Origin of the sequence: Sporosarcina sp. ACRSL (genome assembly GCF_022346605.1) — a bacterium.
In the GTDB taxonomy this organism is placed as follows: domain Bacteria; phylum Bacillota; class Bacilli; order Bacillales_A; family Planococcaceae; genus Sporosarcina.
Genome location: NZ_JAKRNT010000001.1, coordinates 232,140 through 247,329, shown reverse-complemented (window position 1 = coordinate 247,329; position 15,190 = coordinate 232,140). Strand labels below are relative to the sequence as shown.

Sequence of the window (15,190 nt, the reverse complement as noted above, 5' to 3'; positions counted from 1 at the left end):
GCCTATTCCTTGTCTGTTTTGAAAAAGTCAGCCAATCCCGCTAATCGTGGATCTACCTTGTTTTCCTTTTCTTTACGTAGCTGCTCTTCGTATTCTTCGTCGGTTGTATAAGACCAGCCTTTCCCCTCGGCACTTTTCATCTTTTCAGCTTTTTCGCTAAAAACCTGCAAAGGCACTTCTAGAAGAACCAACTCTTCAAAAATAGAGGTCGGATCGATGATTTCCCCGACAACCGGGTGAATCATATCATCCGTAGCAAGCGTGGCTTCATCCCAACTGAACTGCTCGTCCGTTTCCACCGAAAATGGGTATTCGACGTCTTCCCAAGTTCTTGAACAAGGTAATGTCATTACGCCTTCAAGGTGAAAATGGCATGTCAGTTTTTTCGAACCGATAATACAGCTTCCCGTTACGTGGACAGGCTTAATATCCCGGATTTCCGGATTCCGTTTTTTGACGGAGTCAAGGTTGACCGCTTCGTCAAGCGGCAATGCTCCTTGCCTGTATTTCTGTAGTTGATGAATGGACCATTTCATGTCTATATCACCTCAAGACAACACTGTTGATTATATAATGGATAAAAAGGGATGTCAAGATATTTTCTTGTCACCTAAATCGCAGCAACGTATAATATCAATTAGATTATACCGAAGGGGTGGACACAATGAAAGCAACAGGAATCGTCGTTGAATATAATCCGTTACATAATGGTCATGTCTACCATGCACACCAGGCAAGATTGGCTACGAATGCGGATGTTATTATCGCAGTCATGAGTGGCAATTTCCTTCAAAGGGGAGAACCCGCATTTGTCGATAAATGGACGAGGACCAAGATGGCGCTCGCTTCTGGCGTCGATATTGTCTTCGAGCTGCCTTATCGCTTCGCGACGGCAAATGCTCCTGATTTTGCACATGGGGCAATCGAGTTGCTCCATTCGGCGGGATGCAGCGCTTTCTGCTTCGGAAGCGAAGATGGGAATATAGCACCATTTCAAAATAGCTTACATCTCATCGATCGACATACCGAGAAATACCAGACCGCCGTCAAGGATGCCGTTTCAAAAGGAATGAGTTATCCGATGGCATTGAATGAAGCATACAAAACGATTCAAGACGTACAGACAGACGTTCCTGTAGCCGACTTGTCATTGCCAAATAATATTTTAGGGTTTCATTATATGGAAGCTGCTCGTTCGATTGGGTCTTCAATGGAAGCCGTGACGATCAAACGAATGGGTGCAGGCTACCACGATGAAACATTGGAACACCCCAAAATTGCTAGTGCAACAGGTATCCGAAAATCATTTTTCAGCTCAGAAACGCTTGACGATGTTTTCGAATTTCTTCCACAAACGACAACAAATTTACTTTTAGAATGGCAATTGGACAGAAAAAGATTCGGCAATTGGGACAGCTTCTATCCATTCTTGCGCTACATCATTTTACGTGATGGTCCTGCTCGTCTCCGCTCCATCGCTGATGTTTCGGAAGGACTTGAAAATTTGTTTTTCCGTGCGGCTCAATCACAAAGCTCATTCCAAGCATTCATGGATGCAGTAAAATCCAAGCGTTATACGTGGACACGGCTTCAACGAATGCTTACACATTTATTGACTGGTTTCACGAAAGAAGCCCGTGAAGAAATGGAGAAGCCGACTTATTTGCGTCTGCTCGGAATGACGAACGTTGGTCGGCAATATTTGAATGGCCAGAAAAAGGTTTTACCCTTGCCGCTCGTCAGTAAAGTCGCAACATTTCAAGATCCTTCGCTACGAATGGATATTGCAGCATCTGATATTTATGCGCTTGCCCTCGGTAACGGAACAAGCGATACAAAGATCGGCTTGGATTTTCAAATTTCACCGATCATGGAAGGTCATTTTTCCTCCAAGTCCCTTAAATAATCTAACGCATCATCGATTGTCCTTACAGGTACGATTTTCATTTTCGTGCCTATTTTTTTTGCCGTCCGGACTGCTTCTTCATAGTTCGTCATGATCCCCGGATTCTTTTTCCTCATTTCTTCAGACAAGTAATCGTCAGGCGCGAAAAAGATTTCAACTCCTTCTCGATCTGCCGCCATTATTTTGAAGTCAGCTCCACCTATCCGGCCGACCGTTCCATCAGCAAGCATTTCCCCGGTTCCGGCAATGTTATATCCTTTCGTCAAATCTTCTTCCATCAATTGATTCATTATTTCTAATGTGAACATAAGCCCCGCGGAAGGTCCTCCAATTTCAGCGGTATGAATATCGACTTTCGGGTTAGTTCTAAGTTCCCGATCTTCTTGGAATTGAACGCCCAAGCCCACTCGCCCGCCGGAATTCGGAATTTCAGTTAACGTGATGTCTACTTCTTGAAACTTCGCATCCCTTTCAACGGTAACCGTCACTTTTTCGCCTTCCGTCTTCCCGGAGATCATTGTCGCGAACTGCCCGATCTCTTCCAAGGGAACCCCATTGACGGAACGGATTTTATCTCCTACTTCAAGCTTTCCATCGGACGCGCCGCCTTTTAAGACTGAAACGATAAAGACCCCGTCATACGTAATGTCGACTGGAATGCCGACTTTGCTGAATGCGACGGTAATCGCATTGAACTGGGAATCCGACATAAGCTTTTTTTGACGGATATTATATTCCTTATCATTTTCTCCTTCCCTTCTTACTTTGTTGATTGGGAGCAGTTTCATTCGGTCGGAAAATTTTGAGACGGCATAGGAATACGGAGTGGCTTTTCCTATGGCAATTGTCATTAGATTGAAGGTCCCGACATCATCTCTATCGCCATTTTCAACTTCCACGATTGGAGCCAAATCATAAGCCCCACCCGGTTTTGATATGTATGCATCAAGAGGATATACGAATAAAAACACTGCAACAATTAAAATAACAGCATACAGACCAATTTTTTTCATATTCATAGCCAGACACCTCCATTAATAGCCTGTACAGACGAAACATATATAATACAATGGTGCATTATTCCAAAGTGAACAACTGTTAAATAGTGTACCACCGAAAATATCCATAATAAAGCAATATCAACAATGATTTGCAACAACATTCCCAGAAAGGAGGCACGTGAATGAACGACCTCTTAGAATCTATGCAACAGACTAAATTATGATAAGCATTGCCGTCATTTGGGGACTGATCGCCCTTTTCATCTTACAGCCAGGGATTGCTCACGACGGAGCTGAAGCCGGGGCGAAGTTATTTGTACACGCCTTACTCCCTTATTTGCTCCCTTATATTATTTTGACGCAATGGCTTTTGAAAGTGCCAGTCGAACAACAGTCAAAGAGCGCCTTCAAACGTTATATGAAAGCTTACGTTCTCGGTTCATTCGGTGGATTTCCGGTCGGAGCGGTGACAGTCACGGAAATGGTCAAAAACGGGGAGTTGTCCAAGCGAGAAAGCGGCTTTTTGCTTGCAGCCTGTCATGCTCCGGGTCCTATGTTTATATTAGGATTTGTCGGCACAGAGCTTTTCGGCGACAGCATGTCTGGGTGGAAGCTGTTAGGGGCCATCCATATGGCCAATATCCTCTTCTTGCTATGTTCGATGTTCGCTTTAAAAAGGAACCTATCAGGGATTGAAACTACTCCCCTGCAAATAAATAAAAAACAATCAAGTTCTCCCTTTTTGGAGTCAATTAAAGAAAGTTCTACAGTGATCATTCTCGTCGCAACTACCGTTATTTTCTTTTCCTCACTCGGAAATGTACTGACGACCGCAATATCCAAAGCATTTACGATTGATTTAGGAATTACGAAAACAGTCTTGCTCGCATTATTTGAAATGACGTCTGGCGTCCAATCGGCAACTGACCACTTTTTCTCGAGTCCAGTATTCCCTTTTTTAATTGCGGCAATCATTTCATTGAATGGCTTAAGCATTCATATGCAAGTATTCGTTATTGCGAAAACGGTAAATATACCATTATTCCCATACTTTTTAAGCAGGCTATGGAGCGTCATCACGGTGCCGATCATTTTATATTTTTTATTATAAAAAAAATGGTTATGACAAGCAGTTTGTCATAACCATTTCAGCCTGTTGACAAACGCTCGCATCCGTTGTTGCTCGTGTCGCTCGTTCGCTCATGAACTTTAGTTCTATTCGCGTCTTCGCTCCACTTCGCGCGGGCTCGCAGGAGGCGAGTCATGCAACCGTCGCCACAGGACGTGGCGCTCTTAGGTTGCCTTCCTTGACAAGCGTTTTCAATCAGGCTGAAAAAATATCCCTGTTTATATTATTTTATTTTCCTTCATATTTTTCTTGCAAAGCTTTTTCTACTTCGGGAGGGACGAGGAGGGATATATCGCCTCCGTACCGTGCAACTTCTTTCACAATACTTGAACTTAGAAATGAATACTGATTTTTCGTCATGACGAAAAAGGTTTCAATACTTTCGTCAAGCATCCGGTTCATGGACGTGATCTGCATTTCATATTCAAAATCGGAAATTGCACGCAATCCGCGAACGATGACAGAAGCTTTTACGCTGCGCGCGTAATCAATTAAAAGGCCGGATGAAGAATCGATAATGACATTCGGAAATTTAGATGTAACGGCGCTGATCAGTGCCATTCGTTCTTCCACTGTAAATAACGGATTTTTGGATGAATTATTCATGACAGCCACCCGTACTTCCGGAAACACTTTGGCAGCCCGTTCAATTATATCAAGATGACCATTCGTAATCGGATCAAAGCTTCCAGGTACAACTGCTATTTTCGTCATAGATGATACCTCATTTCATATAAATGGAGATTGCACTGTTTCCGTAGATCGGGTTTTTCGTCTTTTCATAATCACCATAGGCATCCGGCAACGTCAAATGCTTGTCATGTTCACATATGATGATTGCTTCCTCAGACAACAGTCCCGCTTGCGCGATCGTCTCCGCTAAATCATAGAATTTCGTTTCGGCATACGGCGGATCAATGAAAAGAAGATCTATCTTAATGCCGGATGGCAATGCTCGGACAGCGTTTCTTGCGTCATTTCTAATAATATGTACGTTATCAGTAAAACGGCATTTCTCCACATTTTCACGAATGATTGAGCATGCTTTCGGATTTTTTTCGAAAATGTACGCCTCATCCGTCCCTCTTGACAATGATTCGATAGACAGTGAGCCGCTGCCACCGAACAGCTCCACGGCAACGCCACCGTCAAAATAAGGACCGATCATATTGAAAATCGATTCCTTCACCTTATCGGAAGTAGGTCTCGTCAAATTTCCTGGTAAAGATTTTAATGGAGTTCCTTTTCTAGATCCGGATACGACCCTCATGATGATTCCCCTCCCGCTAAAGATGTTACGACAATCGTCTCTTCATTTTTTTGAATGGATAATTGGAAAAGACGTCTTAATGCGTCCTCCTCAAAATAGTATTCATTGCCAATGAGTACATAAGGTCTTTCACGCAATTCATAACGCTTTTCATTCAATACATAGAAAGGATCGCGCAACGAAAATCTGAATTTCTCGTTTTCGTTTTCAATATAGATTGAACTTTCATTTGACGACATTGAATAACCATTTCTTGTTAACAATTTATTGGCAGGATACAGTGTTTGCTTGTCCTTAATCACAACTTGAATGTCTTCTTGGGCTTCCCCGTTCATATGGACTGTTCTACTGTCCTCCAATAAGAAAGGATAGTTCCCTTCGACGTTCTTTTGAACGAAGGAAGTCTTCCATCCGGAAACCTCTCCAATTACTTCATCCAAAGCAGCTGCATTGAGGCGTTCACCTTTCTGCTCGGCCAATCGGGATCTCACCATTTCGTATTGAGTTGTAGTCAAAGAATGTTTTAACGATTCAAATACGGCTTTTGCGCGCTCTGTACCAATCGGTGCATCAATGTAAATTGAGGCTATGAGACCGGCTACGAGCTGTTCATTTCCTGGAATTGCGTATAGTGAGCGGACACCACTTTCCAACACTGCATCGGTTAGTTCTGTCACGGGCCTTTCGCTAATTAAGAATCGGCTGGATTGTAGCGGTTTTCCTTGTGGATCTAGAACGATGGCAATATGTTGAGCGCCCAGTTCCACTAAACGATCGTGCAATTCTTCCGCAACTTCGTTGTCGATTGAATTCCCGAATATCGACAGTCGATCTCCTTTATAGACCTGGGGCAAGGAATTTCGTTGCCAGTAAAGATCCGTAACTTTGCCATTCCCTTTGAACATTGTATAGTCAACCATGTCCATCTTTTTAAATCCGACCATCTCGAGTCCACTTACCCACATTCCACCAATTCCACTTTCATCCGTCATATGTAAAATAGTAGAATCAGGTTTTGCATTTCGTAATACAGCAAACGGTTCCTTAAAAAGCTTTCTGCTTTCGAAATGTCCGGATTTCGGAATTTCATAGGAGATGGATTGCTCGTTCTCCTCTCCTTCCAAGATTGCTGTAACATTTTCATTGAACCGCGAGCAGGAAGATTCAGTTTCCAGTAAGCAGGCACGATTACGGCTTTCTATAGGAAAAACGAGTTCATGGCGGCCATGATCCAAATTACGAAAATGATGTTTAACAAATAGAGCGTCTTCTCGATTGATGACCTCAATCTCTTGGACATATCGGGATTCCTTATGAGACGTTCCGCTTGCATCTGCCATTTGACTATAATGCATATAGAGCAAAACGGAATTTAAAATGATTAATAGTCCGACAATGCGGAGTATGATCTTCAATTGCTGCACCTCATTGCAAGCGTTATTATGATATGATGAACTATATTCCGATGGAGAAAGGTAGTGTCATGAATGTTACAACAGTATTTCATTGAATTAGGTGAAGGATATGGCGACGTCTATGAGCTCATAGAGCTATTGGGAACAAACGAGCATCGTCTGCATAGAACCTTCATCTTTTCTTCAAACACTCAGGGCGGACAAGCGATCTCCTTGGCAGCTGCCTTCCATCCTGCTGGAGAGAGCAATTTCATGCCGATTTACATATGCAGGGAAGGCATTAAACAAACCGGTGAATCCAAATCGAAGAGAAGACTCCTTTTCGAAGAAGCTTCCATTCAAAATGGCCAGGAACCGGTTTACATTAACCTTAAGCATTCTTCCGAATTTGCCGACACCAAACTGTTCTACCAGTATATAACGGGAATCCTACGACTTAATCATCTCGTTCCGCCATTGAAATGAAGTTATGATTATTAAAGACCGATTTTATAATCGTATTCCTTCGCTTTGTCAGGTTTAGCGTTTTCATATTCCGTCTTAACGAACGGCCGATAGGATGGCAATACCTTTTTAACGGATGGAAGACGTTCAAGTTTCCGGATGGTATCGTCAACGTCCACTTGATCACAATAAAGGACGACATATTTCATTTTTCTAGAGATATAGTGAACATGGCCATACTTTCTTAATGATTTGGCCTGTTTCAAATGATGGAGATATACAATTATCCCTTGTCGATCAATCATGATTTTCCCCTCTTTTCCTATCCCATACAATACCATAATCGGGAATTGAGCTGCAACCGAACATTGCTGACATCTTCCGTTCTTTCCCCTATAATGGGGAAAGAACATAGTAACTTTTGTAAATCAATTATCGAAAAGGAGGATACGAAAATGGGAAGAAAAACGAAAGTGGCTCTTACTGTCGGAGCAGCCGGTGTAGCCGCCTGGGCAGCAACGAAAGTAGTGGCAAAACCACAACCTCGCCCTCAGAAAGAAGCACTTGAATTCAAAGACCCGGTCGTTCTTTCGCATCGCGGTGGAATGAAAAACGCTCCTGAACATACGATGGCAGCTTTTTCAAAATCTGCGGAGCTAGGAGTCCATGGATTTGCAGTTGACATCCGTCTGACGAAAGATGAAGAAATCGTCCTCTTCCACGACGAAACTGCAGATCGGACGACCGATTTTTCCGGTAGGATTTCGGATTATACGTTACATGAATTAAAAAGAGCAGATGCAGGATATATGTTCGAGGATGAGGAAGGGAACTTCCCTTTTCGTAATAAAGGAGAGACCATCATCAGTTTACGCGAACTATTGGTCGCTTATCCGCATATGTTGATTGTTATCAATCTGAAGGACTCGCCGGATACATATGAAGGCAGTCTTATGCCTTCGAAGCTATGGCGCCTCTTGGAAGAAACCGGAGCGGAGGAACGTGTAATCGTCACGAGCGCATTTGATGAGCAGACAGACCGTTTTAATCTTTACGCTCAACATAAAGTAGCTACGGCAGCAGGGAACGATGAAGTGAAAAAAGCGTATGCGGCTTATTCAAGCAAATTCGGACATTTATACAATCCACGTGCCGATTTGTTTTGCATACCTGAAAAGTTGGGTCTGTTTCCAATGAACACAGAAAGTTTTATTACTTTCCTTTCTAATTTAAACGTCCCTGTTTACTACACTCAAGTCAATGATAGGGATACGTTTGAAAAGCTTTTGAATGCCGGGGCTGCTGGATTTATCACTGACGAGCCGGGACATGCAATGGAAGTCATCCAACAACATTCATAAGACGAGGCTTCGATTATAAGAAAACGGTTGCTCTTTGAAAACGAGCAACCGTTTATTATTTCCCATATGATTAGCTTCATTACGCGGAACAAGAGCAGCCTCCACCCGTACCGCAACTTCCCCCACAAGATGAATCCGAAAAGAATCCATCACCTGTCGGGACTTTGACTGAATCGGACACCGCCCTTGCAATGATTGTGCTAATTTCATTCAAAAGGTTTTGCACATCGTTCTCCGCAATACGCAAAGCGGCGACCTGCTCATTCATATCCAATTCCCTTTTTTGTATACGTATATCTTTCATGACTGTCTTATAGTCAGGATGGTATCTGCCGAAACGTTGCACTTCTTCGTAACGCTCCTTCATATTGGTAAAATCATAGATCGCTTTAGCCAACGATTTGTCGGAATAAACGGCATGATTCGCTCTTCTATACTCTTGTATGATTTCGGAAGAGAGCAACATGTCGGAGAGTATTTCTGATTGCTCAATGATTGACATCCATTCATCTGTCATCATCATAGTGCTTTCCCTCCATTCCAACTAATCATACCAAAAAAAGTGCGCGATGTGCATTTATTTCGCCCTATTTTATTTTATGCTTATTGCGCAATGCAATTTCCGCCACATCATAATCCGAAAATGTAAAAAGTTCATGACCGATCTGCTGTGTTTTCTCATGCCCCTTCCCTGCAATTAAAACGATATCCCCTTCTTTTGCATAACGGACTGCATGTTCGATTGCCCTTCTTCGATCCAGCTCCACAATGACCTTATCATCTTCAGAGCAAATTCCGGCCAAAATTTCTTCAATAATAGAAGCTGGCTCTTCATCCCTTGGGTTATCCGAGGTGATAAATACTTTTGTTGAATACGTCGAGGCTATCTTTCCCATTTGAGGCCGTTTTCCACGGTCTCGATTACCCCCGCAACCAAATACAGTAATCAGCTCCCCGGTAGATTCTTCTGTCAGAGAAGCCAAAACCGTTTGAAGTGCATCGGGAGTATGGGCATAGTCGATAAAGACCGTCACATCACCACCATCGATCCGTTGTAACCTGCCTTCCGGCAAGGTAAGCAAACTGCAAAGCGGCAAAATATCAAACTGGTCATAACCGAGTAAATGCAAGACAGTGACAGCTGCAAGTGCGTTTAACCGATTGTGTCTCCCCGGTAATGGGATTCGGTATAAACTGTAAGGCACCGGCTCTCCCGCCACCATCCACTCATTAAAAAAGTGGACCGGTCTATCCGTTCCATTCACAAGCTCTACACATTGTCGATCATCCGCATTGACAATTAGGTTTCTCGCCATCGTCGTCAGTCTCTTTTTAGCAGCAACATAAGCTTCCTTGCTGCCATGCTCTTCATAATGATCGACTCCAATATTCAAGAATACACCGATATCGATTTTACAATGGTCCAATCTAGAAGTGGAGAGCCCTAGAGAGGAGGCCTCCATGACAACATACTCCATGCCATCATCTACACATTTCTTTAGGAGTGGATGAAGATACTCTGCTGGCAGTGTCGTCATATCCGGAAGATCGAGATAGATTTTCTCGCCATTCATGAACAGACCAGTCGTTCCGATGACAGCTGCCTGTTTACCGAGCATCCCTAATAATTGACCGATGAAATGAGTAACAGTCGTTTTTCCGTTCGTGCCCGTCACTGCAATAATCGTCACTGATTCAGATGGATTCCCTGCTAACTTCGCACTCGCATGTGAAATGAATCTTCTTCCATCCGGAACAATGATTAGCGTTATTTCATTTGTCGAATCGAAATTCACATCCATATTACGATCGATGACAATTGCAATTGCTCCTCGTTCAATTGCTTCTTGGACATGCAAAATACCATCATCGCGCGCTCCTTTCCTCGCGACGAAAATATATCCCTCCTTCACATTTCCAGACCTCTCCGTAATGCCGTAAATTGGAACACCAACACTTCCCAAAACCGTGCAGGGCCAATCTTTTAAAATCTCAGATAGTATCAGTTGCCCCCACCCCTTCCCGAACAAATTTCATGAATAGCGAATATATTGAGAGCGAACCATACTTTATCGTATGAAGGAAAGTGAACGAACGACACGAAGAAAGTTGGGAGCTTGTATGATAGTTCAAAAATTTGGCGGAGTGGCAATGAAAGACAAACAAACACGAAAAGTATGCATCGATCACATTAAGTCAGGATTGGAAGTGCATCAAAATGTCGTCGTAGTCGTTTCGGCAATTGGAAGAGGAGATGAACCATACTCCACTGATTCATTGCTTCGACTCACGGATGCATTCATCCACTCTAAAGCTGCCAGTGATCTTGCCGCATCTTGTGGAGAACTTATTGCATCAGCCATCCTATCAGCCGAGCTGGAAGAGGCAGGCGTCCCGAACAGAATACTGCACGGCATACAAGCAGGCATTTGGACATCAGGTGATTTCGGGGATGGAACGATTAGTGATATCGATCCGACAATGATTGTTGACAGTCTGCGTGAGACCGGTTGTGTGATTGTTCCTGGGTTCCAAGGAATTAATGAAATGGGCCAAGTGATGACAATCGGTAGAGGTGGCAGTGATTTGACAGCTATCGCACTCGGCGGGGCTCTACGTGCCTCACATGTAGAGTTTTTCAAAGACGTTCCAGGTGTTATGACTAGCGACCCCCGCAATGGTGGAGATGCCAAGAAAATGGATGTAATGAACATTCAACAGCTGTTGCCCCTCCTGGAAACAGAGCGCCCTGTCATTCAACGGCGCGCAGCAATTTACGCAATGAAAAAAGCGATACCTCTCTATGTGAGAGGCATCACTTCTGATGAAAAAGGGACTTGGATACTTCCATGATCATTTTTGTAAAAAATTCGAGTTCGTTTTGTCTTTCTTGTCAGATTTGATTAGTACTTGTGTATAATACTTTCCGTATGCCCCTGTACCAATTTCGGTCACATCCGAATCCAGCAAAACACTACGGTGCGCGGGAGAATTCAGCCAGCCATGGACTGCTTCAATTGCATCCACATAATTGGCGGCGATATTCTCTCCCGCTTTTTTATGTTCGATTCCTAAGCTTTTCAAGCGCTCCGACAAGTTCCCGGCTGAGGGGGACTCATGAGAAAAATAATTTTCAATTGCCATGTCCTTACTATGATTTTGAGCGAGCAATGATAACCAATAATCATTTTCAAGCTGATGTACGCCGTGATGCTGCCGATACATATTCGTCAACTCAATAATTTGCCTTTCCATTGAACGGTCGACTTCCTTTTGCGCGGTTGACGAAGGTTGACGGACTGGTACTAATTCCCCCATAAATTCCATGTCGTACGGTTGATGGATGACGAGCGTTTTCGGATCGATGAATCGAACGCCTTCAATCATTTCATCTACGGAATCAACATACACTTGCGCAAACAGATTTTCATATTTAAGCAGGATTCGATCTTTCAAATCTTGACTGTTCAACGTAAATGTATAAATATTTTTATCCAATATCACATTCACTTCGGATTCGATAATGGAAAAACGGAATACCTCATTAATATTTTGACCGATCGATATTGGCGACAAGTCAGAATTTTCATCAGCACTGAAAACTTGATTGACAATGCCCTCTTCTACCCCTGCCATCATTTGTATATCTTTCGTATACACCCACCATTCATAACCATAAGCGGATGGTTCAATCCTGTCAGGCTCACCCATAGCTTCGATCAGTTTTTCGGATGATTCCCCGACAAAAGTGGACAGCCCCTTTTCAGGCCTTTTAGGCCCCGTCGTCAATTCAACAATTTCCTTATCCGCAGCAGGTATTGCTGTTCCATGCTTAACTGGAGATTGGAGCGGTTCATTTTCCGTAATCCGGCTTCCCATGAAATAAATCAATGCGAGAAGGACAATGAGCAATAATGCTATTTTCCATAATACTTTCACACTTCTCGCCTACCTTCTAAATATGTTGTAAAACTATGAAGTCGCCAAACGTATTAAATCGTATTAATTTGAGTATAAGTCAACGAGTGTGAATTTCAAGTAAGAAAAGACGTTCTTCACACAATATTTACGTGCCTTACTCTGAAAGACTCTCAATCTACTATGTAGGAGTTCTCATGACACAATGTTGTCATTGCAACTAACTCTAATTTGTTCTATGATAATTAAGTATAGGCATTTGACTGGATGAATATGAAGGAGGACTTTGAACTATGTATATCGAAAATACAGGTATTGAAGGCATTGTTGCCGATTTGACAGTACTTGACGAAATCATGCTGAAACACGATCTCGTACGTGCTGAACAATGGGACTACGAACGTGTGTCATATGATAAGAAATACGTAATTAAAGAAGGAACTTACTACTTGCGCGTATTCGGTTTCACTCCCGACGGAGACGTTGGTTCTGGAGAAGCAACTATGCACCTTAAAAAACCGGTCATCGGTAAGCACTATTATCCGCACGGCGTTGAATATGGAGAGGACGAGCACTTCCCTGCAGGTCTTGTGAAAGATTGTGAAGCTACACTTAAAGCTGTCATGGAAGATTTGAAACCGTTCGTTTTAACAAAATAAGCAGTAGATCATGAAAGCCGAGGAACTTTTTGTTCTTCGGCTTTTTTTTCCATTTATTCTTCAGATTTTTGGTTATACTGTGAGTAATTATCAATCTGGAGGAATGACATTGGCTCGATGGCTTACAAAAAGGAATATAGTGCTTTTCACTTTGCTTATAATAGTCATTTTAATTTTTATATTTATACTACCGGTCTCTGTTCCAATCATATTAGCCCTCTTCACCGCTCTTCTATTCGAGCCGCTTGTTAAGTTGACCCAAGTGAAGTTTAAATGGAAACGCAATGTGGCGGTTATTTCCGTATATATTTTCATTATGGCTATTCTGGCGGCAGCCATCTATTATACCGTCACTTCATTAATAGGTAGACTTATTAAATTTACGAAAGCAGCTCCCGACTATGTAAACAAGCTCTCAGGTGTCTGGATCGATTTTCAAAATAAACTGCTCGTCTATACGTCCGCATTGCCTAACGATGTTGTGAAATCGGCACAAGGCAGCTTTAATGATATTTTAGAGTCATTCAAAAACTCGCTTCTAGAAGTATTCAATTCGGACAAAATTGTTGCACTTGCTTCTGAAATTCCGAATTTCCTCGTTAGCTTAATCTTTTACATGATTGCCCTTTTCCTTTTCATGCTTGAATTGCCTGAATTGAAGAAGATGGTGTTCAGACATTTCACGGATGAGACTGCGAAAAAAGTACGGTATATGACAGTGAAGTTGAACTCTGTCGTTATCGGTTTCATAAAAGCTCAATTGCTTGTCAGTTTAATTATTCTCGCAGTGACCTTCGTAGGTTTACTCACCATCGCTCCTAAGTATGCTCTTGTTATGTCGATAATTATATGGGTGATTGATATCCTCCCAATTTTAGGAGGTATCATCATTCTTGTGCCTTGGTCGTTATACCATTATGTCAGTGGAGATTTCGGCATGGGGACAAAATTGGCTGTGTTGGCAGCAGTTCTAATGATTATCCGAAGGACAATCGAACCGAAAATGATGGGCAATCAGATCGGCTTAGCCCCTCTTCCAACACTGATCGCGATGTTCGTAGGGTTAAAATTGTTCGGCGTTTTAGGGTTATTCATCGGTCCGATGATTGTCATACTGTTTATTACAGCCCGCGAAGCAGGCATCATCAAACTCAATTTTAAAATTTGAAAACGCGCTCCCATATAGGGAACGCGTTCTCTAATACTGTTGATTTCCGTTTCAGGCGGACGCTTTCCAATCGAACAGCGAAGGGTTCGATTTGCCGTATTTCTGCGCCTTTTGCAGAAATTAAGGCAGCCATATTCTGCTCTCTTAGAGTCGCAGAAAACTATTGCTCGCAAAAGCCGTTCTTAGCGACGCTAGGGCCAAAATGTGCTCGCAAAAGCCGTTCTTCGTGACAGTAGGGCCAAGATGTGCTCGCAACGCTTCGCTTTTGCTCGCAAAAGCCGTTCTTCGTGACGGTAGGGCCAAGATGTGCTCGCAACGCTTCGCTTTTGCTCGCAAAAGCCGTTCTTCGTGACGGCTTTCGCAGGAGTCGCCGCCTTCCACTTCAATCAACGGTGCTTCAGATAATATACAAGTCCACTACCTAGAGCTTCAGTTATTCTATCACGAATTAATAGCCCAAAATGGCTTTGAACACGGAGGTTGTTTCGCCGCCTTTGTAAAAGACATAGAGCAGTAAGTAGACTGCAACACCCGTAATGGCAGTGAAAAACCATACGATGCTTGTGACAGGTCCAATTTCGCGGTGTTTTTCAAGCTTATTTTTCAATCCCCAATTGATTGTCATAATCCCTAAGACAGCGCCTGTCGTTGAAAGGATTATATGAAAAATCAGGAAGACTGTGTAATACACCTTCAAATGTTCAGGTCCGCCAAACGCCGTATTGCCAATAAAAATTGTACGGGACACATAGATGATAAAGAACAGGACTGCTGAGACAGCGGCAGCAATCATCGTCTTCTTATGCGCCGCAATGTTCTTCTTTTTAATCAGACTCCAACCGACTGCTACAAGGACAGCCGATAAGACGATGAAAAAAGTACTCAAGGTTGGTAAAAAAGGAACGTTCATAAAATGATA

General features: G+C 42.8%; 17 protein-coding genes. 7 read left to right on the top strand and 10 right to left on the bottom strand.

Going from position 1 to position 15,190, the window contains the following annotated elements:
• Positions 1-2: 2 nt before the first annotated feature.
• Complete coding sequence (locus MHZ92_RS01415) at positions 3-536, bottom strand: YceD family protein (RefSeq protein WP_239429705.1); 534 nt, start codon at positions 534-536, stop codon at positions 3-5.
• Positions 537-664: 128 nt separating this feature from the next.
• On the opposite strand from MHZ92_RS01415, the gene MHZ92_RS01410 reads away from it, so the two are divergent.
• Positions 665-1,906: a nucleotidyltransferase gene (locus MHZ92_RS01410; RefSeq protein WP_239429704.1), complete on the top strand. Its 1,242-nt coding sequence runs from the start codon at positions 665-667 to the stop codon at positions 1,904-1,906.
• On the opposite strand, the gene MHZ92_RS01405 is transcribed toward MHZ92_RS01410, so the two are convergent.
• A complete protein-coding gene (locus tag MHZ92_RS01405; RefSeq protein ID WP_239429703.1) occupies positions 1,879-2,925 on the bottom strand; it encodes a SepM family pheromone-processing serine protease in 1,047 nt (348 codons plus the stop codon). The two genes, MHZ92_RS01410 and MHZ92_RS01405, sit on opposite strands and share 28 nt — an antisense overlap.
• A gap of 202 nt (positions 2,926-3,127) precedes the next feature.
• Between MHZ92_RS01405 and MHZ92_RS01400 the strand changes: the two genes are divergently transcribed.
• Positions 3,128-4,018, top strand: a complete 891-nt coding sequence (locus MHZ92_RS01400) for a hypothetical protein (protein ID WP_239429702.1) — start codon at positions 3,128-3,130, stop codon at positions 4,016-4,018.
• A gap of 246 nt (positions 4,019-4,264) precedes the next feature.
• Here MHZ92_RS01400 and coaD read toward each other — a convergent pair whose 3' ends face one another.
• The 3 genes from coaD to MHZ92_RS01385 are packed head-to-tail and all read right to left on the bottom strand — an operon-like array spanning position 4,265 to position 6,721.
• Positions 4,265-4,750, bottom strand: coding sequence for a pantetheine-phosphate adenylyltransferase (coaD, locus tag MHZ92_RS01395; protein ID WP_239429701.1), 486 nt, complete (start codon positions 4,748-4,750; stop codon positions 4,265-4,267).
• Positions 4,751-4,760: 10 nt separating this feature from the next.
• Positions 4,761-5,306, bottom strand: coding sequence for a 16S rRNA (guanine(966)-N(2))-methyltransferase RsmD (gene rsmD, locus MHZ92_RS01390; protein WP_239429700.1), 546 nt, complete (start codon positions 5,304-5,306; stop codon positions 4,761-4,763).
• A complete protein-coding gene (locus MHZ92_RS01385; RefSeq protein WP_239429699.1) occupies positions 5,303-6,721 on the bottom strand; it encodes a hypothetical protein in 1,419 nt (472 codons plus the stop codon). The genes rsmD and MHZ92_RS01385 overlap by 4 nt, the downstream gene beginning before the upstream one ends.
• A 72-nt stretch (positions 6,722-6,793) precedes the next feature.
• Here MHZ92_RS01385 and MHZ92_RS01380 point away from each other — a divergent pair, with 72 nt between their 5' ends.
• Positions 6,794-7,186, top strand: coding sequence for a DUF7147 family protein (locus MHZ92_RS01380; protein WP_239429698.1), 393 nt, complete (start codon positions 6,794-6,796; stop codon positions 7,184-7,186).
• An 11-nt stretch (positions 7,187-7,197) separates the two neighbouring features.
• On the opposite strand, the gene MHZ92_RS01375 is transcribed toward MHZ92_RS01380, so the two are convergent.
• Entirely contained in the window at positions 7,198-7,470 is a 273-nt protein-coding gene (locus MHZ92_RS01375; RefSeq protein ID WP_239429697.1) for a YlbG family protein, read from the bottom strand.
• Between the two features lie 150 nt (positions 7,471-7,620).
• On the opposite strand from MHZ92_RS01375, the gene MHZ92_RS01370 reads away from it, so the two are divergent.
• Positions 7,621-8,526, top strand: a complete 906-nt coding sequence (locus MHZ92_RS01370; protein WP_239429696.1) for a glycerophosphodiester phosphodiesterase — start codon at positions 7,621-7,623, stop codon at positions 8,524-8,526.
• 79 nt (positions 8,527-8,605) lie between these two features.
• On the opposite strand, the gene MHZ92_RS01365 is transcribed toward MHZ92_RS01370, so the two are convergent.
• Positions 8,606-9,049: a YlbF family regulator gene (locus MHZ92_RS01365; RefSeq protein ID WP_239429695.1), complete on the bottom strand. Its 444-nt coding sequence runs from the start codon at positions 9,047-9,049 to the stop codon at positions 8,606-8,608.
• 64 nt (positions 9,050-9,113) lie between these two features.
• A complete protein-coding gene (locus MHZ92_RS01360; RefSeq protein ID WP_239429694.1) occupies positions 9,114-10,439 on the bottom strand; it encodes a Mur ligase family protein in 1,326 nt (441 codons plus the stop codon).
• 208 nt (positions 10,440-10,647) lie between these two features.
• Between MHZ92_RS01360 and MHZ92_RS01355 the strand changes: the two genes are divergently transcribed.
• The gene (locus MHZ92_RS01355; protein WP_239429693.1) at positions 10,648-11,379 is read left to right on the top strand and encodes an amino acid kinase family protein; all 732 of its coding nucleotides are present in this window, start codon (positions 10,648-10,650) and stop codon (positions 11,377-11,379) included.
• Here MHZ92_RS01355 and MHZ92_RS01350 read toward each other — a convergent pair whose 3' ends face one another.
• Positions 11,380-12,465, bottom strand: a complete 1,086-nt coding sequence (locus tag MHZ92_RS01350) for a CAP domain-containing protein (RefSeq protein ID WP_239429692.1) — start codon at positions 12,463-12,465, stop codon at positions 11,380-11,382. It lies immediately after the preceding gene.
• Positions 12,466-12,737: 272 nt separating this feature from the next.
• Between MHZ92_RS01350 and MHZ92_RS01345 the strand changes: the two genes are divergently transcribed.
• Positions 12,738-13,103 carry a YugN family protein gene (locus MHZ92_RS01345; protein ID WP_239429691.1) on the top strand — a complete coding sequence of 122 codons (366 nt, stop codon included), beginning with the start codon at positions 12,738-12,740 and terminating at the stop codon, positions 13,101-13,103.
• Between the two features lie 109 nt (positions 13,104-13,212).
• Positions 13,213-14,271, top strand: coding sequence for a sporulation integral membrane protein YtvI (gene ytvI / locus MHZ92_RS01340; RefSeq protein WP_239429690.1), 1,059 nt, complete (start codon positions 13,213-13,215; stop codon positions 14,269-14,271).
• Positions 14,272-14,719: 448 nt separating this feature from the next.
• Here the strand turns inward: ytvI and MHZ92_RS01335 are convergent, their stop codons facing one another.
• Positions 14,720-15,181 carry a DUF420 domain-containing protein gene (locus tag MHZ92_RS01335; protein WP_239429689.1) on the bottom strand — a complete coding sequence of 154 codons (462 nt, stop codon included), beginning with the start codon at positions 15,179-15,181 and terminating at the stop codon, positions 14,720-14,722.
• Positions 15,182-15,190 lie beyond the last annotated feature (9 nt).